The sequence below is a fragment of the Streptomyces sp. NPDC055099 genome (assembly GCF_053607685.1).
In genome coordinates this window covers 70,257-90,048 of the sequence record NZ_JBSGUA010000019.1, presented here as the reverse complement: position 1 = coordinate 90,048, position 19,792 = coordinate 70,257, and the positions used below count along the sequence as shown (strand labels likewise).

Annotated in this window: 20 protein-coding genes; 6 read left to right on the top strand and 14 right to left on the bottom strand. The window is 70.3% G+C overall.

Annotated elements, in window-relative coordinates:
• Nucleotides 1-127: 127 nt before the first annotated feature.
• The 3 genes from ACWFRU_RS35540 to ACWFRU_RS35530 are packed head-to-tail and all read right to left on the bottom strand — an operon-like array spanning nt 128 to nt 2,999.
• Entirely contained in the window at nt 128-1,327 is a 1,200-nt protein-coding gene (locus ACWFRU_RS35540) for a dipeptidase (RefSeq protein ID WP_453692219.1), read from the bottom strand.
• Between the two features lie 5 nt (nt 1,328-1,332).
• Nucleotides 1,333-1,884, bottom strand: coding sequence for a 5-(carboxyamino)imidazole ribonucleotide mutase (gene purE, locus ACWFRU_RS35535; RefSeq protein WP_453692218.1), 552 nt, complete (start codon nt 1,882-1,884; stop codon nt 1,333-1,335).
• Nucleotides 1,881-2,999 carry a 5-(carboxyamino)imidazole ribonucleotide synthase gene (locus tag ACWFRU_RS35530; RefSeq protein WP_453692260.1) on the bottom strand — a complete coding sequence of 373 codons (1,119 nt, stop codon included), beginning with the start codon at nt 2,997-2,999 and terminating at the stop codon, nt 1,881-1,883. Before ACWFRU_RS35530 ends, purE begins: the two co-directional genes overlap by 4 nt.
• A 237-nt stretch (nt 3,000-3,236) precedes the next feature.
• Between ACWFRU_RS35530 and ACWFRU_RS35525 the strand changes: the two genes are divergently transcribed.
• Complete coding sequence (locus ACWFRU_RS35525) at nt 3,237-3,794, top strand: GtrA family protein (RefSeq protein WP_453692217.1); 558 nt, start codon at nt 3,237-3,239, stop codon at nt 3,792-3,794.
• Here the strand turns inward: ACWFRU_RS35525 and ACWFRU_RS35520 are convergent.
• Both ACWFRU_RS35520 and ACWFRU_RS35515 read right to left on the bottom strand, forming a co-directional pair.
• Complete coding sequence (locus ACWFRU_RS35520; RefSeq protein WP_453692216.1) at nt 3,791-5,071, bottom strand: ATP-binding protein; 1,281 nt, start codon at nt 5,069-5,071, stop codon at nt 3,791-3,793. The genes ACWFRU_RS35525 and ACWFRU_RS35520 overlap by 4 nt on opposite strands.
• A gap of 179 nt (nt 5,072-5,250) precedes the next feature.
• Nucleotides 5,251-5,928: a response regulator transcription factor gene (locus tag ACWFRU_RS35515; RefSeq protein WP_453692215.1), complete on the bottom strand. Its 678-nt coding sequence runs from the start codon at nt 5,926-5,928 to the stop codon at nt 5,251-5,253.
• Between the two features lie 474 nt (nt 5,929-6,402).
• On the opposite strand from ACWFRU_RS35515, the gene ACWFRU_RS35510 reads away from it, so the two are divergent.
• Nucleotides 6,403-7,929: a peptide MFS transporter gene (locus tag ACWFRU_RS35510; protein ID WP_453692214.1), complete on the top strand. Its 1,527-nt coding sequence runs from the start codon at nt 6,403-6,405 to the stop codon at nt 7,927-7,929.
• 104 nt (nt 7,930-8,033) lie between these two features.
• Nucleotides 8,034-8,867 carry an alpha/beta hydrolase gene (locus tag ACWFRU_RS35505; protein ID WP_453692213.1) on the top strand — a complete coding sequence of 278 codons (834 nt, stop codon included), beginning with the start codon at nt 8,034-8,036 and terminating at the stop codon, nt 8,865-8,867.
• A gap of 147 nt (nt 8,868-9,014) precedes the next feature.
• On the opposite strand, the gene ACWFRU_RS35500 is transcribed toward ACWFRU_RS35505, so the two are convergent.
• The 6 genes from ACWFRU_RS35500 to ACWFRU_RS35475 form a co-directional block, all read right to left on the bottom strand.
• Complete coding sequence (locus tag ACWFRU_RS35500; protein WP_453692259.1) at nt 9,015-10,343, bottom strand: hypothetical protein; 1,329 nt, start codon at nt 10,341-10,343, stop codon at nt 9,015-9,017.
• On the bottom strand, nt 10,343-11,470 hold the full coding sequence (locus ACWFRU_RS35495) for a hypothetical protein (protein ID WP_453692258.1): 1,128 nt from the start codon (nt 11,468-11,470) through the stop codon (nt 10,343-10,345). The genes ACWFRU_RS35500 and ACWFRU_RS35495 overlap by 1 nt, the downstream gene beginning before the upstream one ends.
• 59 nt (nt 11,471-11,529) lie before the next feature.
• Nucleotides 11,530-12,519 carry a COG1470 family protein gene (locus ACWFRU_RS35490; protein ID WP_453692212.1) on the bottom strand — a complete coding sequence of 330 codons (990 nt, stop codon included), beginning with the start codon at nt 12,517-12,519 and terminating at the stop codon, nt 11,530-11,532.
• 68 nt (nt 12,520-12,587) lie between these two features.
• Nucleotides 12,588-13,319, bottom strand: coding sequence for an LPXTG cell wall anchor domain-containing protein (locus ACWFRU_RS35485; RefSeq protein WP_453692211.1), 732 nt, complete (start codon nt 13,317-13,319; stop codon nt 12,588-12,590).
• A gap of 179 nt (nt 13,320-13,498) precedes the next feature.
• On the bottom strand, nt 13,499-14,017 hold the full coding sequence (locus ACWFRU_RS35480; protein WP_453692210.1) for an ATP-binding protein: 519 nt from the start codon (nt 14,015-14,017) through the stop codon (nt 13,499-13,501).
• A gap of 288 nt (nt 14,018-14,305) precedes the next feature.
• Nucleotides 14,306-14,674 (bottom strand): STAS domain-containing protein, encoded by a 369-nt coding sequence (locus ACWFRU_RS35475; RefSeq protein ID WP_453692209.1) that lies wholly within the window; start codon nt 14,672-14,674, stop codon nt 14,306-14,308.
• Nucleotides 14,675-14,912: 238 nt separating this feature from the next.
• On the opposite strand from ACWFRU_RS35475, the gene ACWFRU_RS35470 reads away from it, so the two are divergent.
• On the top strand, nt 14,913-15,884 hold the full coding sequence (locus tag ACWFRU_RS35470) for an RNA polymerase sigma factor SigF (RefSeq protein ID WP_453692208.1): 972 nt from the start codon (nt 14,913-14,915) through the stop codon (nt 15,882-15,884).
• Between the two features lie 126 nt (nt 15,885-16,010).
• Here the strand turns inward: ACWFRU_RS35470 and ACWFRU_RS35465 are convergent, their stop codons facing one another.
• Both ACWFRU_RS35465 and ACWFRU_RS35460 read right to left on the bottom strand, forming a co-directional pair.
• The gene (locus ACWFRU_RS35465) at nt 16,011-16,712 is read right to left on the bottom strand and encodes an aspartate/glutamate racemase family protein (RefSeq protein WP_453692207.1); all 702 of its coding nucleotides are present in this window, start codon (nt 16,710-16,712) and stop codon (nt 16,011-16,013) included.
• A gap of 32 nt (nt 16,713-16,744) precedes the next feature.
• On the bottom strand, nt 16,745-17,149 hold the full coding sequence (locus ACWFRU_RS35460) for an ATP-binding protein (RefSeq protein WP_453692206.1): 405 nt from the start codon (nt 17,147-17,149) through the stop codon (nt 16,745-16,747).
• 114 nt (nt 17,150-17,263) lie between these two features.
• On the opposite strand from ACWFRU_RS35460, the gene ACWFRU_RS35455 reads away from it, so the two are divergent.
• On the top strand, nt 17,264-18,139 hold the full coding sequence (locus ACWFRU_RS35455; protein ID WP_453692205.1) for a helix-turn-helix domain-containing protein: 876 nt from the start codon (nt 17,264-17,266) through the stop codon (nt 18,137-18,139).
• Nucleotides 18,096-18,311, top strand: a complete 216-nt coding sequence (locus ACWFRU_RS35450; RefSeq protein ID WP_453692204.1) for a DUF397 domain-containing protein — start codon at nt 18,096-18,098, stop codon at nt 18,309-18,311. Before ACWFRU_RS35455 ends, ACWFRU_RS35450 begins: the two co-directional genes overlap by 44 nt.
• Nucleotides 18,312-18,399: 88 nt before the next feature.
• On the opposite strand, the gene hutI is transcribed toward ACWFRU_RS35450, so the two are convergent.
• Complete coding sequence (gene hutI / locus ACWFRU_RS35445; protein WP_453692203.1) at nt 18,400-19,572, bottom strand: imidazolonepropionase; 1,173 nt, start codon at nt 19,570-19,572, stop codon at nt 18,400-18,402.
• Between the last annotated feature and the right edge of the window lie 220 nt (nt 19,573-19,792).

Here is a 19,792-nt window from a genome sequence, read left to right as displayed (position 1 = left end):
TTTTTTTTCTGTCGGTGCTCGTCCCCCCCCGGCGGGGGGGGGTGCGCCGGGTTTGGGGGGGCCGCCCCCCGGGGGGGGGGGGGGCCCCCCGCCCGCCCCCCCCCGCCCTACGCCTCGAGTACCGCTCTCAGCCGTCCAGCTGCTGGAGCGTCGCGTTCGAAGGACCGCGCCTGGACTGCTCGTCCCGTGCCACGTCCTCGGCCGCCGCGAGCACGCGGACCGCGTTGCGCCACGTCAGCTTGGCCAGGTCCGGCTTCGACCAGCCGCGGGTCAGGAGCTCCGCGATCAGGTTCGGGTAGCCCGCGACGTCGTCGAGGCCGTCCGGCGTGAACGCCGTGCCGTCGTAGTCCCCGCCGATGCCGATGTGGTCGATGCCCGCGACCTCGCGCATGTGGTCGAGGTGGTCGGCGACCGTCGCCGCCGTGGCGACGGGGCGCGGCGTCGACTCCTCGAACGCCGCGTGGACCTTCATCGCGTCCGACGTCGTGTCCAGGTGGTGGAAGCCGTGCGCCCGCATGTTCTCGTCGGCGGCCGCCGTCCAGTCGACCGCCGCCTGGAGGACGAACTTCGGCACGAAGGTGACCATCGCGACGCCGCCGTTGGCGGGCAGGCGCTCCAGGACGTCGTCCGGGATGTTGCGCGGGTGGTCGCACACCGCGCGGGAGGACGAGTGCGAGAAGATCACCGGCGCCACGGAGGTGTCCAGCGCCGCCCGCATCGTCGTCGCCGCCACGTGGGAGAGGTCCACGAGCATGCCGCTGCGGTTCATCTCGCGTACGACCTCATGGCCGAAGGCCGAGAGGCCGCCGACGCCGGGCTCGTCCGTCGCCGAGTCCGCCCACGCGATGTTGTCGTTGTGCGTCAGCGTCATGTAGCGGACGCCGAGCGCGTGCAACGCCCGCAGGGTCGCGAGGGAGTTGTTGATGGAGTGGCCGCCCTCGGCACCCATCAGGGACGCGATGCGGCCCTCCGCGCGCGCCGCCTCCATGTCCGCTGCCGTCAGCGCGCGCCACAGGTCCCCGGGGTAGCGCGTGAGCAACTGCTCGACGCAGTCGATCTGTTCGAGTGTCGCGCTCACCGCCGCGTCGCCCGTCAGGTCGGTGCGGACGTACACCGACCAGAACTGCGCGCCGACACCGCCCGCCCGCAGCCGGGCGATGTCCGTGTGGAGGCTGCCCGTCTGGTCGGCGGCGATGTCGAGGCGGTCGATGTCGTAACCGGCCTTCTCGCGCAGCGCCCAGGGCAGGTCGTTGTGACCGTCGACCACCGGGAACTCGGCGAGGAAGGCGCGGGCGTCGGCGAGGGACGTGCTGTCCGGGGACGTCACGCCGCTCACTTCCCCGAGCCGAAGCCGAAGCCGGACCCCGCGCCCTCGACCTTCGTGCGCAGCCGCTTGCCCTTCTCCGTGGCCTGTTCGTTCAGCTCCTGCTGGAACTCCCGCATACGGCCGAGGAGTTCGGGGTCGTGCGCGGCCAGGATGCGCGCCGCGAGGAGGCCCGCGTTGCGCGCCCCGCCCACCGAGACCGTCGCCACCGGCACGCCCGCGGGCATCTGCACGATGGAAAGGAGGGAGTCCATGCCGTCGAGGTACTTGAGCGGTACGGGCACTCCGATGACCGGCAGCGGGGTCACCGAGGCCAGCATGCCCGGCAGGTGCGCGGCGCCGCCGGCCCCCGCGATGATCGCCTTGAGGCCGCGGTCCGCCGCCTCCTCGCCGTACGCGACCATCTCGCGTGGCATGCGATGCGCCGACACGACGTCGACCTCGTAGGGGATCTCGAACTCGTCGAGGGCCTTGGCCGCGGCCTCCATGACGGGCCAGTCGGAGTCCGAGCCCATGACGATGCCGACGACGGGACCCACAGGTCCTACAGGTGCGGTCATTCCGTGATCGTCCCTCTGAGATAGCCGGCCGCGTGGCGCGCGCGCTCCAGCACGTCGTCCAGGTCGTCGCCGTAGGTGTTGACGTGGCCGACCTTGCGGCCGGGCTTCACGTCCTTGCCGTACATGTGGATCTTCAACTGCGGGTCGCGCGCCATGCAGTGCAGGTACGCCTGGTACATGTCCGGGTAGTCGCCGCCCAGGACATTGGCCATGACCGTCCACTTCGCCCGCGGGCGCGGGTCGCCGAGGGGCAGGTCGAGCACCGCGCGCACGTGGTTGGCGAACTGGGACGTGATCGCCCCGTCCTGCGTCCAGTGGCCGGAGTTGTGCGGGCGCATCGCCAGTTCGTTCACCAGGATGCGGCCGTCGCGGGTCTCGAAGAGCTCGACCGCCAGGTGGCCGACCACGCCGAGTTCCTTCGCGATGCGAAGGGCCAGCTCCTGCGCCTGGCCCGCGAGGTCCTCGGAGAGGCCGGGGGCCGGCGCGATGACCGTGTCGCAGACGCCGTCGACCTGCTGCGACTCGACGACGGGATAGGCCACGGCCTGGCCGTGCGGCGAGCGGACGACGTTCGCCGCGAGCTCCCGCGAGAAGTCGACCTTCTCCTCGGCGAGCACGGGGACACCGGCCCGGAAGGGATCTTCGGCGTCCTCGACGGAACGTACGAACCACACCCCCTTTCCGTCATAGCCGCCACGCACCGTCTTGAGGATCACGGGGAAGCCGTCGCCCTCGGCCGCGAAGGCCGCCACATCGGCCGGATCGCGCACGATCCGGTGGCGTGGACAGGGCACCCCGATCTCCGTGAGCTTCTTGCGCATCACGCCCTTGTCCTGGGCGTGCACCAGCGCGTCGGGCCCCGGACGCACGGGGATACCGTCCGCCTCCAGGGCCCGTAGATGCTCGGTGGGTACGTGTTCGTGATCGAAGGTGATCACGTCGCAGCCCCTCGCGAACTCGCGCAGCGTGTCGAGGTCGCGATAGTCGCCTACGACGACATCGCCGACGACCTGCGCCGCGGAGTCCTGAGGGGTGTCACTGAGGAGCTTGAATTTCAGGCCGAGGGGGATACCCGCCTCGTGGGTCATGCGGGCGAGCTGACCGCCGCCGACCATGCCGACTACCGGGAACGTCACACCCCCAGGGTATCGGCCTGTATCGGCCACCTCGGAACGGCCGGTTTCCGCGCACCGCACGGCCTCTCCCGTCACAGAGCCGCCACAGTGTGGAGGCGTCCCCGAGCGACGGACGGGGTCGCTGGTTAGCATGGCTGGGTTGACGCGACCGAATCACCACATACGTCGACGAGGACGAGACCGAACGAATCGACGACGGGGGTTGGGGCGACCACCATGAAGGAACGTGGCGCACTACGGGTGCGACTGGAGCAGCTCGCGCGCGAAGTGGCCAAGTTCGGAGCCGTGGGAGCCCTGGGCACGCTGGTGAACTTCAGCGTCTCCAACCTGCTGTGGCACACCACCGACCTGCAGGCCGTGCGGGCGAACGTGATCGCCACCGTCGTCGCCATCGCCTTCAACTACGTGGGCTTCCGCTACTTCACGTACAGGGACCGCGACAAGAGCTCCCGCACCAAGGAGCTCACGCTGTTCCTGGTCTTCAGCGCGGTCGGCCTGGTGATCGAGAACGGCGTCCTGTACGCGGCGATCTACGGCTTCGACTGGGACAGCCCGCTGCAGCGCAACATCTTCAAGTTCGTGGGCATCGGCATCGCCACCTGCTTCCGCTTCTGGTCCTACCGCACCTGGGTCTTCAAGGCGCTGCCCGCGCGGGAGACGGTCGCCCGTGCGGAATCGTTCCTGGAGGGCGGCTCCACGGCGGCCACGGCGTCCACCGCGTCCACCGCCGTTGCGGCCGACCGGAAGCGGCCTGCCGGGCGGGGCACGCGCTAGCGCACGGTCTCCTCGTCGTGCCACCGGTCGCGCTTCTGCGGCGGCGTACGTGACAGGAACAGGCCGAAGACCGGTGGCTTGGTCTGCAGCATCTCCAGGCGGCCGCCGTCCGCCTCGGCCAGGTCCCGGGCGACCGCGAGGCCGATGCCCGTCGAGTTGCGGCCGCTGATCGTGCGCTCGAAGATCCGCGCGCCGAGGTCGGCGGGGACGCCGGGGCCGTCGTCGGTGACCTCGATGACCGTCTGGTTTCCAGTGACGCGGGTGCGCAGCGCGACGGTGCCGCCGCCGTGCATGAGCGAGTTCTCGATGAGGGCGGCCAGGACCTGCGCGACCGCCCCGGGGGTGCCCACGGCCCGCAGATGCCGCTTGCCCGAGCTGACGATGGCGCGGCCGGCGCTGCGGTAGGCGGGGCGCCACTCCTCCAGTTGCTGCTTGACGACCTCGTCCAGGTCGAAGGAGACGGCGGAGCCGGTGCGCGGGTCGCGTGAGTTCGTGAGCAGCCGCTGCACGACGTCGGTGAGGCGCTCGACCTGCGCGAGCGCGATCGTGGCCTCCTCCTTCACCGTGTCCAGGTCCTCGGTGACGGTGATCTCCTCCAGGCGCATGGAGAGGGCCGTCAGGGGCGTACGCAGCTGGTGCGAGGCATCCGCGGCGAGGCGGCGCTCGGCGGTCAGCATCCGGGCGATCCGCTCGGCGCTGCCGTCCAGGACGTCCGCGACGCGGTCCAGCTCCGGCACCCCGTACCGCTTGTGGCGGGGCCTCGGGTCGCCCGAGCCGAGGCGCTCGGCGGTCTCCGCGAGGTCGGTGAGGGGCGAGGCGAGGCGGTTGGCCTGGCGTACGGCGAGGAGTACGGCGGCGATGATCGCGAGGAGGGCCACGGCGCCGATGATCAGGAGGGTGCGGCCGACCTCCTGGGTGACCCTGGTGCGCGGCTCCTCGACGGTGACCTTCTCGCCCTCCTCGCCCGTGGCCGTGTCGCGGATGACGTCGCCGGTGGGGCGGGAGCCGATCTCGATGGGGGCGCGGCCGGGGATCTCGATGAGGGCGTAGCGGTCGGTGTCGACCGCGGCCACGTCCCGCAGGATCCGGGCGCTGATCCGCTCGTCGCTGATGAGCCTGCTGTCGACGACGCTGGCCAGGCGGAGCGCCTCACTTGTCACTCGCTCCTGGGCGCTGCTGCTGATGGTCCTCGTCTCGACGATGACGAGGCTGACGCCGAAGACGGCGATGACCACGAGGACTACGGCGAGGGTGCTGCTGATCAGTCGGCGGCGCATTCACTCAGTGTCGCCGATCGACGCCCCGTCAGGGGCGCGGGGAACTGCGCGGCCGGCCGCGACGGAGCCGCAGACGCGTCTGCGTGCTGCGGTCCTATGGCGGGTGCGGGTCGTTTTGGGTTGCTCGCGCAGTTCCCCGCGCCCCTGACGGGGCACTTGCTCAGCGCCCAGGGGCGAGATCAGCTCTTCTCGAAGCGGAAGCCGACGCCCCGCACCGTGGCGATGTACCGCGGGTTCGCCGCGTCGTCGCCCAGCTTCTTGCGCAGCCAGGAGATGTGCATGTCCAGGGTCTTGGTGGACGACCACCACGTGGTGTCCCAGACCTCGCGCATCAGCTGGTCACGGGTGACCACCCGCCCGGCGTCACGGACCAGGACCCGGAGCAGGTCGAACTCCTTGGCCGTGAGCTGGAGCTCCTCCTCGCCCATCCAGGCGCGGTGCGACTCGACGTCGATCCGCACGCCGTGCGTGGCCGGAGCCTGCTGCGGCTCGGTCGCGCCGCGCCGGAGGAGGGCCCGGACCCGGGCGAGCAGTTCGGCGAGGCGGAAGGGCTTGGTGACGTAGTCGTCGGCGCCCGCGTCCAGGCCGACGACGGTGTCCACCTCGTCGGCACGCGCGGTGAGGATGAGGATCGGCGCCGTGTGACCCCCGGCGCGGAGGCGGCGGGCCACCTCCAGGCCGTCCATCCCGGGCAGCCCCAGGTCGAGTACGACGAGGTCGACGCTGCCCTGCAGCCCGGCGTCGAGGGCGGTCGGGCCGTCCTCACGCACTTCGACCTCGTACCCCTCCCTGCGCAGGGCACGGGCCAGCGGCTCCGAGATGGACGCGTCGTCCTCGGCGAGCAGTACACGGGTCATGGAGTGATGGTAGTCCGCACCGGAGGACCGCCGTGGGGTGATCGACAGCTGTCGGTCGGCCCCTGCGGCTATGGGGTGCGATCCTGGGGATCACCTTGGAATGTGGGCCGACGGTTCCACCGAAACCTGTGATCCATCTCTCAAGTCCTTCCATATGCCGCACTGTCGTGGCGTATGGTGACCCAACGCCTGATGCACTATGCAAGGACCTTTGGCCCACTGTGCGGCCTTAGGTCCCTTTTATGTGCGGGCCGGCTTCTGCCAGCCTTGAAAGGAATGACCTGTGGTCGGGCCCTGCGCGTGAAGATGCGTCCAGGGCGTGGATCTCGGAGTCGCCGTCCTGCGCCTTCCCCGAAAAGGGGCGCGAACACCCCCCGGGCGTGGGGGTGAGGCCGGTGAGACCCCGGTGCCGACCGCCCCCCACCGGGCGCGCACACGCTCTTGCCGCGCGTCCCGAAACACGAGGATCGACCCATGGCGTCCAGCCTGACGAAGGACTCCGCCGGTACCCCTGGCTCCGAGAAGACCTTCTTCGGCCACCCCCGCGGACTGGCCACACTCTTCATGACCGAGATGTGGGAGCGCTTCTCCTACTACGGCATGCGTGCTCTGCTCGTGCTCTACCTGGTCTCCGGCGGCGCCGACGCGGCCACCGGCAGCCAGGGCGGCGGCCTCGCGTACACCGCGGCGACCGCCACGGCCATCTACTCCGTCTACGTGGCCATGGTCTATCTCATGGCCATGCCCGGAGGCTGGATCGGCGACCGCATCTGGGGCGCCCGCAAGACCGTGGCCATCGCGAGCATCGTGATCGTCGCCGGTCACCTGTGCCTGGCCCTGCCCAGCTCGGCGATGTTCTTCGTCGGTCTGGCCCTGGTCGCGGTCGGCTCGGGCCTGCTGAAGGCCAACATCTCGACGATGGTCGGCCAGCTCTACAGCGACCCGAAGGACCTGCGCCGCGACGGTGGCTTCACCATCTTCTACATGGGCATCAACCTCGGTGCCTTCGCAGCTCCCTTCGCGATCGGCATTCTCGGCGAGAAGGTCAACTGGCACCTGGGCTTCGGCCTGGCCGCGGTCGGTATGGCGCTCGGCGCGATCCAGTTCATGATCGGCTCCCGCCACCTGTCCGCGGAAAGCAGCAAGGTCCCGAACCCGCTGTCGTCCGAGGAGAAGCGCGGTGTCATCGTCAAGACGCTGGTGGCCGTCGCCGTGATCGCGGCGTTCTACCTGCTGGTGGCCTTCACCGACGTCTACCGGCTCACCCTCAACTGGGCGCTGCTCCCGATCACCGTGGCCGGTCTGCTGATCCCGGTCGCGGTGCTGGTCAAGATCAAGCGGGACCGGGACCTCAACGCCGAAGAGCAGACCAAGATGACGGCGTTCATCTGGTTCTTCGTGGCCGCCGCGATCTTCTGGATGATCTTCGACCAGGGCGCGTCGACGCTGTCCCTCTTCGGTGACTCCCACACCTCCCGGGACATCTTCGGCTGGGAGATGCCGAACACCCTGTTCCAGTCGCTGAACCCGGGCTTCATCATGCTGCTCGCCCCGGTCTTCGCCGCGCTGTGGATCAAGATGGCCCGCAGCAACCGCGAGCCCAGCACCATCGTGAAGTTCTCCTTCGCCCTGGTGATGGCCGGCGCCTCGTTCTTCGTGTTCCTCGTCCCGATGGGGATGGCCACCGGCGACACGAAGGTCACCATGTGGTGGCTGGTGCTGATCTTCCTGATGCACACGGTCGCCGAGCTGTGCCTGTCCCCGGTGGGCCTGTCGCTGACCACGAAGATGGCGCCCGCGAAGTACGCCTCGCAGATGATGGGTGTCTTCTTCCTCGCCGTCACCGCGGGTGACAGCGTGACCGGCATGCTCGCCATCGCCGGGGTCGACCTCAACGGCCGGGGCATGGTCGCCCTGGAGGCCGCGGCCGCGGTGCTCGCCGGCTTCTCGGTCTACATGGCCCGCAACAAGGTGAGCGCGCTCATGGGCGACGTGCGCTGACCCGCACACTCCCACGCTCGAACTGAGGGCCGCCGCACCACCCGGTGCGGCGGCCTTTGGTGTTTCTGCGGGTCTGCGGCCGCGAGACGGTGCAGCATCTGGCCATGCGTCGTACGTTGCCGGCCCTCGCCCTCTGCGTGGCGTTGCTGTCGTCGTCCACTGCCGCCGTCGAGGCCGCACCCGAACCGCCGCCCGTCCGGACCTTCTCGTACGGGGAGCACGCGCGGCAGAACATCACCGTGTACGGCGACCGGTCCGGGCGCCCGGCCCTGATGATCCTGCACGGCGGCTCCTGGGTGCGGGACACCGACTGGAGCGGGTGGGCGCGGTGGTTCGCGGCGCGCGGGTTCACCGTGTACGACACCGACTACCGGCTCGCCACCGACGCCGCCTGGCCCGCGCAGCGCGACGACGTACTCGCCGCCCTGCGGTGGGTGAAGCGGCGTGGCGGCGCCGCGCCCGTGGTCCTCGGGTCCTCCGCCGGCGGGCATCTCGCCGTCAGCGCGGGGGCGTACGGCGCCGGGCGGGGCCGGGTGCGCGGCGTGGTGGCCCTCTCCCCCGTCGCCTCGCCCTACCGCGCCTGGAAGGACGGCGGGATGACCGCCGCCTCTCCGGCCCAGCGCAAGCTGCGGGGTACGGCGGAGCTGCTCGCGGGGTGTGTGCCGGCCCGGGCCTCCGGGCGGTGCTGGAAGAACTGGGGCGACCTGGTGGCCAAGTCGCACGCCTCCGGCAAGGACGACGCGCCGCTCTACCTCACGCACTCGGCGGCGGACTTCGTCCCGGTCGCCCACTCCACGGACCTCGCGCACGCGCAGACAGTGGCGGGGTTGCGGGACGTCGCGGTGCGGATTGTGCCGGGTACGGCGCATGGGGGTGAGCTTCTCCGTGATCCCGCGGTCACACAGGCCGTCCTGAGGTGGCTCAGGAAGCACATCTGAGGGGCGCCCCGTCAGGGGCGCGGGGAACTGCGCGAGCGGCCCAAGGCGGCCTGCACCCGCCGACCAACCGCCGTAGGCAGACGCGTCTGCGTCGACCGCGGGCCGTGCTCGGCTGAGCGCGCAGTTCCCCGCGCCCCTTCGGGCGCGTCAGCGCAGGCCGCGCCTCCGCCCGGGGAGGAACGTGAAGACCGCGCCGCCCAGCAGAATCACCGTGCCCGCCACAAGCCCGAGCGCCCGCAGCGTGCCGTCATTCTCGGCGCCGGTCTCCGCGAGGCCGCCGCCCGCCGCACCGCCGCCCGTGGTCGTGGAGCCGCCCGCCGAGCCGGAGCCACCGGCCGACCCGGAACCGCCGGCCGCCCCGCCGGGCTGCGCCGCCGTGTCGATCTCCAGGGACACCTCCGCCTTGGACGGGGTGCAGGTCGTCGTCGTACCGAGTGCCTTGACCGTCAGGACGCCGGGCGACAGCGTCGACTTGCCGTCGGCGCCCGGCTTGTAGGTGCCGGTGAGGTCAGGGATGGTCATCGGGTCGCCCGACTTGATGGGCTCCTTGTTCGTGGGGCCCTCGACGTGCACCGTGCCCTTGTCCGCGCCGCCCAGCTTGACCTCCATCGACGGCTTCACCGAGTCCGCGGGGATGTCGGCGGGGCTGTCCATGACGGACTTCTTGAACTCGACGGTGAGGCCGTAGTTCCCGCCGTCCTTCTTGGCGTTGATCTGGACGGGGGACGTGGCGTCCTTGTCACCGATGGGCGTCTTGCACTTGTAGGGGGTCTGGACCTCCTTGCCGGGGAAGTCGGTCTCGCCGCCACCGCCGCCGGTGGAGCCGCCGCCGGTGTCACCGCCCGTGTCACCGCCGGACGCGGAACCGCCCGACGTACCGCCACCGGAAGTGCCGCCACCTGAGGCCGTGCCACCACCCGAACCGCCGCCGCCCTCCGTCACCTTGATGGTCGCGCCCGCCTTGACCTCTTCCTTGGGCGTGCACTTGGTGTCGGTCGACATCGGCTTGCTGACGTTGATGTTGTACGCGCCCGGGGTGAGCGTGATGTCGCCCGCCTTGGTCAGCTTCAGCTTGCCCTTCATGTCGGACAGGATCATCGGGCTGTTCTTCTTGATCGGCGGGTTCACGCGCTCGCCCGCCACCGCCAGGTCACCGCTCTGGCCGCCGCCCAGCTTGATCGTGCCGGTCGGCTTCACCGTGTCCTTGTCCAGGTCGAGGATGTCCGGGTTCTTGGACGCGGCCTCGGTGGTCTTCCATACGACCTCGACCTCGTCGCCCACCTTCGCGGTGGCCGGCGCGGTGATCTCCACCTTGGTGGTGCCCTGCACCGGCGGCAGCCCCGATATGGACGGCGGGATGCACTCCGTCTTGTACGCCACCTCGGCCGCCTGCGCGGGGCCCGCGCCCAGCAGGATGCCCGCCCCGCCGAGCAGCAGCGAGACCGAGGCCGCGCCCGCTCTCCGTCGTGTGCTGATCACGTGTTTCCCTTCGTCGTCGGGCTGTTCTCTGACGGTGCGGAGAGCTGTCCGGCGGCGGGTGCGGTCCCGGAGCCGGGGTCTGTGTCAGGGGTGAACCACGGGAGGGTGCCCGTGTGCGCGGCGGTGTCCTTGACGGATGGCCCGCCGGTATCGCGGGGCGGCTTCGTACGTGGCGTACGGGCCGCCTCGTCCGCCGCGACCGCCCCCTGGGACAGCCGCAACCTCGGTATGCGGTCGGTGAGTTCGGCGATCCTGCCGGTGCGATGGCGCCCCGCGGGGCGGGAGCCGCGGCGACGGCGGCGGTGGGGTCGCAGCCTGTCGACCACCGCCATGCCGATGCGGAAGACGGCGGCCGGCACGACGACGCACAGCAGGATCCAGAAGACGGTGACGCCCCACGGGCGTCCGACGCCCCAGGGCTGCTCGGCGAGCACCTTGCCGCCGAACCTCAGTGAGACGAGGTAGTCGCCGTGCGCCCCGGCCGACAGTTCGACCGGCAGCTTGATCTGCGCCTTCTTGCCCGGCGCGATGGTGCCGCGCCACTGCTGTTCCTCCCACTGCGGGGCGAACACCCCGTGGGAGGTGCCCACTTGGAAGACCGGGTCCTTGACCGGGGCCGAGCCGACGTTGCCCACGGTGAAGACGAACTTGCGGGACGGCGGGGCGCCGAACCAGGTCAGGACGCCGCTGGACCCTTCGAGGCGCGTGTCGGTGAGGACGGAGAGCTTCCCGCCGGCCTGCTGCTTCGGCAGGGGCTTCACGGGATGCCCGGCGACCGCGAACACGGCGTCCGCCTGCGCCTTGTCCCCGGTGACCGTGGCCACGTGGACCACGCAGGGGCAGGGCTTGGGCGGCTCGGCCACGGGGAGCTTCTTGCTGAAGGCGCCCTCGTCGTCCGTGGTGACGGCACGCCCGCTGTCGTTGGCGCAGGAGTTCGTGCCGCCGGGCACGCCGTCGGCGGGGGTGGACTGACCGCAGACGAGCATCATCAGGAGGGCGTTCGGCCGCCACCCCTCTCCCTTGACGGTGATGTCACCGCCCTTGCCCGCTTCGGTCTTGGAGAGGGTGACGGCCGGTTTCTCGGCGGCGCCGGCCCCCGCCGCCGGGAGCAGCACCAAGGCCATGGCCGCAAGCACGGCGGTCACGGCGACGCACCGCCGAACCGCCCACAACGGGTTGCCGTTCACAGCTGCTCTCCCTCTGCCGTCCCCACTCCCGCCAACTCCGGTTCTGTGACGCCCTGTTCAGGTTCCGCGTCCGGTGGCAGCTCCTCGGCCGCCGCTCTGCGTCTGCGGACGAACCAGACGCCCGCCGCCGCCAGGCCGAGCACCCCGGCCCCCGCCCCCGCCACCGCTCCCCACGGCACGAAGCGGGCCGATGCCGTCGCCTCGCCGTGGGCTCCGCCCGATGCCGTCACCGTGAGCGTGACCTTCACGGAGTCGAGCGTGGGGGCGTCCTTCCACGGTTCGGTGAGGGTGACCCTGCGGCCCGGGAGGAGTTCCACCGGGAGCGTGCGGGGCCCCCGGTCGAGCAGTGGGCCGAACACGCCCTCCGCGTGGACCTTGAGCCTGGGGGTCAGGACCGTGTTGCCGCGGTTGACGACGTCGTACGAGATGCGCCCGCCCTCGGCCCGTACGCGCTCGACCGTGAGCGCGGACAGCGTGGGACCGCTCACCCGCAGATGCACGCGGACCCCGGCGTCTCGGCCGCCCTCGCGCGCGACGACCGCCCCGGGGTGGTCGCCGGGCACGGCGTTCTCGGGGATGCTCACGCTGAACGGCACCTCGGCGCGGGTGCGCGGCGGCACCTTCACCTTGCGCTCGGCGAAGGTGATCCAGGACCCGGTGTCCTTCGGCCTGCCCCGCTCCAGGGCGTACGCGCCGCCCTTGGTGTTGTCCGCGTCCGCGCCGCTCAGCTCCACCGTGCGCGGCTTCGGCCCCGGATTGGTGACCGTCACCGTGTCCTGGAGGACGGAACCTGGCGTGCCCTCCACGTAGAAGTACGGCCGCCCGTCCTTGGCCGGCCGCGTCCCTCCTCCCGCGGAGGGCGCGACGGACCAGGCCCCGGAGTCGTCGGCGGACACCCCGTCCGCCGGCGCCACGCCCGTCACCAGTAAGGCCACGGCCACGGTGAGAGCGCGGGCAACGGACAGCGGCGACGGCTTCGGCGGCATCGGCGGCTCCTGGATCTTCGTACGCTTCGTGCGCTTCGTACGCTTCGTGCTCGTTCCGCGCGCCGCGCCTACCGCGACCGGGCCGCCTGGTTCCTGCGGGTCAGCCAGAGCGCGCCCGCCGCGCCCGCGAGCAGCACCGTGCCGCCGAGGGTGCCGAGCGCGATGGCGGAGTCCGCGGGGCCGGTCTGCGGAAGCTCTTCGCCGCCGGAGGGAGCGCTGGCCGAGCCGCCGTCGTCAGTCGACGCGCCTGAGCCGGAGCCGCCGTCATCAGTCGATCCGCCGCCGCCCGAGCCCTTCACGTCGAGGGAGAGCGAGGGCTTGGGGGTGTTGGACGGAGTGCACGTCGTCGTCGTACCGAGTGCCTTGATCGTCAGGACACCCGCGGTGAAGGTGACCTTGCCGCTCTTCTTGGGCGTGTACGTCCCCGACAGGTCGCTGATCTTGATGGGGGTATTGGCGGGGATCGCCTTGTCGTTGGGCGCTCCGGACACCGGCACCGTGCCGCTCTCCGCGCCGCCCAGTTTGATGAGCGCGCTCGGCTTCATCGCGCCCTTGCCCAGTTCCACGGGGCTGGAGGAGACGCCCTTCTGGAAGGACATGGTGAGTTTGTAGCCGCTGCCGCTCTTCACGCTCTTGATGTCGATCGGCGAGACCGCGCCCTTGTTGCCGATGGGCGTCTTGCACTGGTAGTTGACGTCCTGGACCTCGGCCTGCGCGGCGGGGGCGGCCATCAGCACCGCCGAGCCGCCGGCCAGGGCCGTGGCAAGCGCGAGCACAGCCGTTCGTTTCTGGTACGACACCTCGGGTTCCCCTCATGCCGGTCGTGGCGTGCCGCGGTGTGGATTTACTGACGGCACATCAGATTGGGCGCTCAAGGTACGCCCGGGGCCTTGCCGAGGGAAGACAAAGAACGCGCCGGATCTCAATGATCCGGCGCGCGTACGAACCGTGGGTAACCCAAGGGGGAACTGAGCGGGCCCTATGCGGGCGCGCTCAGCTCGGCCCACACCGTCTTGCCCGCCACTCCCGGGGTGCGGACAACCCCCCAGTCCAGGCAGAGCCTCTGGACTATGAACATTCCGTGCCCACCGGGCCGGCCGGCGCGGTGCGGGGTACGGGGCTCGGGCTGGCCGGCGCCGCGGTCGGACACCTCGATCCGCAGCACCTTGCCGTCGGAGGAGAGCCAGAGCTCGTCGGGGCCCTCGGCGTGCAGGCACGCGTTGGTCACCAGCTCGGACACGACGAGGAGGACGTCCTCCGCGGCGGCACGCTGATCGGCGCCCGCCGCGGGCAGCCAGCCCCACGCCTGCAGCGACTGGCGCGCGAAGTCCCGGGCGAGCGGCACGATGCCACTGGCGCCGCTCAGGCTCAGCCTGCGGACCTGGCGCCCCTGACGGACCGTGGCCGCCGGGACAGCCTGGTCCGCGGGGGCGGCCGCGACGACGGCCTCGGGCTCCGGGCCGCGGTCGCCCGGCGAGCAAGGCCGGGTGGTGCTCATCAGCGCTTCACCTCACCGACAAGAGGACTCTGGACAAGGAACTGGACAAGAAGCAGGGCTCCAAGAGGGGTCATCGGCTGCTCGGCCGTTCCGGCTGTTGATTTGGCAACGATTGTGCGCGGACCGCTGTCTACGTATCCAGGGTGTCTCCTGCCCGGCCGAACCGTGAGAACACCCACTTATTCGACGCGACCCGTGTGACACTCGTAACGCAGTGATCACGCAGAGACAACTGACACGTAACTCTTGAGCACGCTCCGTCAGCGGGCCGCCGGTCAGCCGGCCCGGTCAGTCGGCCAACGCGTCCGCGAGCGTCTCGTGGACACTGAAGACGGCCTCGGCCCCGGTGATCTCGAAGACCCTGGCCACCACCGGCAGCATCCCTGCCAGATGTACCCCACCTCCCGCTGCCTCGGCCTTGAGCCGGGCCCCCAGTAGGACATTGAGTCCGGTGGAGTCCATGAACTCCAGGCGCGAGCAGTCGACGACCAGGCGTGAGAAGCCGTCGCCGAGGCATGCCTCGAGCGGCTCACGCAACAAATCGGCGGTGTGGTGATCCAACTCACCCGCCGGAGTAACGACGACGCTCGGGCCTTCTGCCCGGACTTCGACCAGAAGCCGGCCCCGATGCGCGCTACCGACTGTCCCGCGGTCCATTCCGTCACTCACTTCCGACCGTCGTGGCTGATGATGACGCCCCTGAACATTACGCCTTCCTCACGCCCTCGGGTACCCGAACATCCCCCCGAAATCGGACATTTAGCCGCACAACGCACTTGCGACCGGGCTGTGGAAACGGGTAGGGGTAGAAGAGACAGTAATCAACACTGACGGCTTTGGAGGCGCCGCACACCGCAGTGCACGTATTGGCATCGGCAGCCATATGCCGAGAACGATGGAGGACACCATGTCACCCCGGCTCGACGAATCGCGCACTGACCGAGCGACGTCGACACTCCCACCGCACCGTTCCGAGACCGAGATCCCGGGTCCCCGCACGGAAGCCACGCCCGGCGAACTCCCGGACCTGACGGCCATGCCGGAGGCGGAGGCCCTCGAAGGGCTCGCCGACCTGCCCGAGATCCCGCCGTTCGACGAGGTGGGGCCGCTGGATGCGAGGGCTCTGTCCAAGACCCTCTTCGAACGCCTCGAATCACTCGAGGAAGGCACGCACGAATTCGCGTACGTGCGCAACACCCTGGTCGAACTCAACCTCGCGCTGGTCAAGTTCGCCGCCTCCCGGTTCCGCTCCCGCAGCGAGCCCATGGAGGACATCATCCAGGTCGGCACCATCGGCCTGATCAAGGCGATCGACCGCTTCGAGCTCAGTCGAGGCGTCGAGTTCCCCACCTTCGCGATGCCGACCATCGTCGGCGAGATCAAGCGCTTCTTCCGCGACACGAGTTGGTCGGTGCGCGTCCCGCGCCGCCTTCAGGAACTCCGACTGGACCTCGCCAAGGCGGGCGACGAACTCGCCCAGCAGTTCGATCGCGCCCCCACGGTGGGCGAGCTCGCCGAGCGCCTGGGCATCTCCAACGACGAGGTCGTCGAGGGCATGGCCGCGTCCAACGCCTACACGGCGAGCTCGCTGGACGCCCAGCCCGAGGAGGACGACTCCGAGGGCGCGCTCGCGGACCGCATCGGCTACGAGGACCACGGGCTCGAAGGCATCGAGTACGTCGAGTCGTTGAAGCCCCTGATCGCCGAACTGCCGCCGCGTGACCGGAAGATCCTCTCGCTCCGCTTCGTCGCCAACATGACGCAGTCGGAGATAGGCGATGAGCTGGGCATCTCGCAGATGCACGTCTCGCGCCTGCTGTCGCGCACGCTCGTCAAGCTGCGCAAGGGATTGACCGTCGACGAGTGAGGGATCTCGCCGCTCGGCGTTCTCCGGGACACCTCGACCGCCGCTTCGCGACGGATGCCTCCCACCTACCCACCCGTTTGCCCCGCGTCCAGGGGTAGGCGGGTGGGTTGCTGTCGCCTGCCTACATCACTCGGCCTCCATCGCCGTCGCTGCCGCCACCGCCGCCTCCGCATGCAGCCGCGTCGTCGGGAAGAGCGGTACCGGGCTGTGCTCCTGCCCGATCAGCAGCTCGATCTCGGTGCATCCCAGGATGACGCCCTCAGCTCCTTCCCGTACGAGATCTTCGATGACGTTCTGGTACCCGACCCTGGACGCCTCATGCACCACCCCGAGGCACAACTCCTCGTAGATCACCCGGTGCACGAGAGCACGCCCCTTTGCGTCCGGCACGAGTACGTCGAGCCCGTGCGAGGCGAGCCGCTCCCGGTAGAAGTCCTGCTCCATCGTGAACGCGGTCCCGAGCAGCCCCACGCGCCGCAGACCGCCCCGCAGGACCGCGTCGGCGGTCGCGTCCGCGAGATGCAGGAGAGGCACGGAGAGAGCCGCCTGGACCTGTTCTGCGACCTTGTGCATGGTGTTGGTGCAGATCAGCACGAGCTCAGCCCCGGCCGCCTCGACCCCCTTCGCGGCCCCGGCGAGCACCTCGCCCGCCTGCTCCCACTCCCCCGCGACCTGCATCCGCTCGATCTCCGCGAAGTCGACGGAGTACAGCACGCAACGGGCGGAGTGCAGCCCTCCGAGCCGCTCCCGCACCAGCTCGTTGAGCAGCCGGTAGTACTCGGCGCTGGACTCCCAACTCATGCCCCCGATGAGGCCGATGGTCTTCATGAGAGGCATGGTCGCACCCGGCGTCGCGGCAACTACGCCTCCCCCAGTTCGCACCAGACGGTCTTGCTGTCGGCCCCCTGCTCCACGCCCCAGCGCAACGAAACGGCGTCCAGCAGGGCCAGTCCCCGCCCCGTCTCGTCGTCGCGGCCCGCTTGCCGGAGCAGCGGCCAGGCCCGGGGGTCGGGGTCGGTGACGGCCACGCGGACCCGGCCGCCGCCTCGCGTGCCGGTGACGCGAACCGTGACGGGGGTTCCCTCGCCGAGGTGCCGGATCACGTTGCTGAGCAGTTCGCTCACGCAGAGTTGGAGGTCGGGGTGCGGGCCGCCGTAGGAGTGCCGGCTCAGGGTGCGGCGGAGTTCGGGGACCGCCTTCGGGACTGCCAGTAGGGAGAGTTCGAAGTCGGGGGTGGGGGTGAAGGCTGGGACGGGGTCTCTCATGGGGGGTACGTCCTTCAGTGCGCTCTGTGACGATGTGCTCACACCGTGGCGTTGTGGTGGCGTAGCGTGACAGGGGTTTGGGTTCCACAGTGCGAAGTGTGGAGGCGGTCAGCTGTGGCGGCACGCAGGGACATTGACGGCTCGGCGAGCGTTCCCGCTTTCTACGGCAAGGAGTTGCGCTGGAAACGGGAGGCGGCGGGGCGGACGCTCCAGGAGACCGTGGAGGGCAGCTACTTCGGGGTGTCTTACCTGAGCGAGATCGAGCGGGGGCAGCGGCGAATGCCGTGGGAGCTGGCGCGCCATGTGGACCAACTCCTGCGGACTGACGGCTTCTTCGAGCGGCGATGCGGGGATGTGCAGAAGGCCCGCAGGAGCAAGCACGCCGAGTACTTCGCCCACGTAGTGGAGCTGGAGAAGCGCGCGAAGGAGATCGAGGAGTGGAACCCCACCCTGATCCCCGGGCCACTTCAACTAGAGCCGTACATCAGGGCCGTTGTTCTCGCTGCACACCCTCGGGAAGCTGACGAGTCCGTCACGGCGAAGGTCGACGCCCGGCGGGAACGAGCCTGGGTCTTCGAAGACCCGAAGGGCCCCGAGTGCTGGGCCGTGCTGCACGAGTCGATCCTTCGGCAGCCGCTCGTCGGAGAGGAGGCGATGGCCGAGCAACTCGCCCATATCGTCGCCGTCGCTCAACACCGTCGCTTCATTCCACAGATCCTTCCGTGGAACGCCGGGGCGCACCCTTTCATGATGGGCACGACCTGGCTCATGGCCTTCAAGGACTCCCCACCGCTCATGTACACGGAGGGCATGTACAGCGGGCAGATCATCGATGAGCCAGAGCTCGTAGGACAGTACGCCGGGGCATACGGTCGGCTCAGAGCTGCTGCACTGCCCCCCGAAAAATCCCTGAAGATGATCGAGACGGCTGCGGAGGATTACGGAAATGGCAAGTGCAAGCGCTGGCTTGAACGTCCACACCTGGCGTAAGAGCAGCTACAGCAACGGCTCTGGCGGTCTCTGCCTAGAAGTCGCCGACGGCCTCCCCGGCGTAGTCCCCGTCCGGGACTCCAAGGCGCCGCACGGCCCCGCCCTCGTGATCCCGGCGTCCGCGTGGGCCCCCTTCGTCGCGGCGGTCACGCAGGGCCAACTCGGCGTCTGACTCGGCGTCTAGTAGGGACGTATTGCAAGAAAGTCGCGCTGGATAACGGACATACCGCCCACCCAGCGCGACTTTTCTGCAATCGGCGTCACACCACCCTCGCGCCCCGGCGCCAGACCTCGCTCACCAGCGGCACGCCGGGGCGGTACGCCAGGTGGACGTGGCTCGGCGCCTCCAGGAGTGCGAGGTCGGCCCGCGCGCCCGGCGTGATGCGGCCGATGTCCGTGCGGCGCAGCGCCGCCGCGCCGCCCGCCGTGGCCGACCAGATCGCCTCGTCGGGGGTCATGCCCATGTCGCGTACCGCGAGGGCGATGCAGAACGGGACCGAGGACGTGAACGAGCTGCCCGGGTTGCAGTCGGTGGAGAGGGCCACCGTCGCGCCCGCGTCCAGGATGCGGCGGGCGTCCGGCCACTCGGCGCGGGTGGAGAACTCCGCGCCGGGGAGGAGCGTCGCCACCGTGTCGCTGTTCGCGAGGGCGTCGACGTCCTCGTCCGTGAGGTGCGTGCAGTGGTCCGCCGACGCCGCGTCCAGTTCTACGGCGAGCTGGACTCCGGGGCCGTAGGAGAGCTGGTTGGCGTGGATGCGGGGGTGCAGGCCCTTCTCCTTGCCGGCGGTGAGGATCGCGCGGGCCTGGTCGCCGTCGAAGGCGCCCTTCTCGCAGAAGACGTCGATCCAGCGGGCGTGGGGGGCGCAGGCCTCCAGCATCTCGCCGGTGACGAGGTCCACGTACGCCGCCGGGTCGTCGGCGTAGTCCGGGGAGACGATGTGGGCGCCGAGGAACGTGACCTCGTCGGTGTGCTGTGCCGCGATGCGGAGGGCGCGGGCCTCGTCCTCCGTGTTGAGGCCGTAGCCCGATTTGGTCTCGAAGGTGGTCGTGCCCTGGCGCAGGGCCTCGCGGAGGTAGTGGGTGAGGTTCGCCTCGAGTGTCGCGTCGGTGGCGGCGCGGGTGGCGGCGACCGTGGTGCGGATGCCTCCCGCCGAGTACGCGCGGCCCGACATGCGGGCGTTGAACTCCTGGGTGCGGTCTCCTGCGAAGACGAGGTGGGAGTGGGAGTCGACGAAGCCGGGGATGGCGGCGCGGCCCTTCGCGTCGTACGTCTCGTCCGCCGCGGGGGCCTTGGCGGCCGGGCCCACCCAGGCGATGGTCTCGCCGTCCAGGACGACGGCGGCGTCCGTGAGTAGGCCCAGGGCGCTTCCGTCCCCCAGGGCGGGGTCGTTCGTCACCAGGCTGCCGATGTTGGTGATGGCGGTCGTCGTCATGGGGGTCTCCGTGGTGGGCTGAGGTTCGGGCGGTCTTCTTTCCCCGATCCCACCCCTTCCCGAATTCTCCGGCTCCGCCGGCCGTGGTGACCGTTGATCACCGGCTCCGCCGAGCTCGTCCTCAAACGCCGGACGGGCTGAAGAGGCACGGGCAACTGCCGGGTGATCGGGTGGGTGGGTGATCGGGTGGGTGGGTGGGAAAGGTTCGCCGCGCAGAGGC

Bases quoted from the DNA above. Each gene is read 5' to 3' on its own strand.
- ACWFRU_RS35525 (WP_453692217.1), top strand. From the start codon at position 3,237: ATGAAGGAACGTGGCGCACTACGGGTGCGACTGGAGCAGCTCGCGCGC.
- hutI (WP_453692203.1), bottom strand. From the start codon at position 19,572: ATGACGACGACCGCCATCACCAACATCGGCAGCCTGGTGACGAACGAC.
- ACWFRU_RS35515 (WP_453692215.1), bottom strand. From the start codon at position 5,928: ATGACCCGTGTACTGCTCGCCGAGGACGACGCGTCCATCTCGGAGCCG.
- ACWFRU_RS35460 (WP_453692206.1), bottom strand. From the start codon at position 17,149: ATGAGAGACCCCGTCCCAGCCTTCACCCCCACCCCCGACTTCGAACTC.
- purE (WP_453692218.1), bottom strand. From the start codon at position 1,884: ATGACCGCACCTGTAGGACCTGTGGGTCCCGTCGTCGGCATCGTCATG.
- ACWFRU_RS35470 (WP_453692208.1), top strand. From the start codon at position 14,913: ATGGAGGACACCATGTCACCCCGGCTCGACGAATCGCGCACTGACCGA.
- ACWFRU_RS35505 (WP_453692213.1), top strand. From the start codon at position 8,034: ATGCGTCGTACGTTGCCGGCCCTCGCCCTCTGCGTGGCGTTGCTGTCG.
- ACWFRU_RS35520 (WP_453692216.1), bottom strand. From the start codon at position 5,071: ATGCGCCGCCGACTGATCAGCAGCACCCTCGCCGTAGTCCTCGTGGTC.
- ACWFRU_RS35450 (WP_453692204.1), top strand. From the start codon at position 18,096: ATGGCAAGTGCAAGCGCTGGCTTGAACGTCCACACCTGGCGTAAGAGC.
- ACWFRU_RS35490 (WP_453692212.1), bottom strand. From the start codon at position 12,519: ATGCCGCCGAAGCCGTCGCCGCTGTCCGTTGCCCGCGCTCTCACCGTG.
- ACWFRU_RS35465 (WP_453692207.1), bottom strand. From the start codon at position 16,712: ATGAAGACCATCGGCCTCATCGGGGGCATGAGTTGGGAGTCCAGCGCC.
- ACWFRU_RS35475 (WP_453692209.1), bottom strand. From the start codon at position 14,674: ATGGACCGCGGGACAGTCGGTAGCGCGCATCGGGGCCGGCTTCTGGTC.
- ACWFRU_RS35480 (WP_453692210.1), bottom strand. From the start codon at position 14,017: ATGAGCACCACCCGGCCTTGCTCGCCGGGCGACCGCGGCCCGGAGCCC.
- ACWFRU_RS35495 (WP_453692258.1), bottom strand. From the start codon at position 11,470: ATGGCCTTGGTGCTGCTCCCGGCGGCGGGGGCCGGCGCCGCCGAGAAA.
- ACWFRU_RS35530 (WP_453692260.1), bottom strand. From the start codon at position 2,999: ATGGTCGGCGGCGGTCAGCTCGCCCGCATGACCCACGAGGCGGGTATC.
- ACWFRU_RS35510 (WP_453692214.1), top strand. From the start codon at position 6,403: ATGGCGTCCAGCCTGACGAAGGACTCCGCCGGTACCCCTGGCTCCGAG.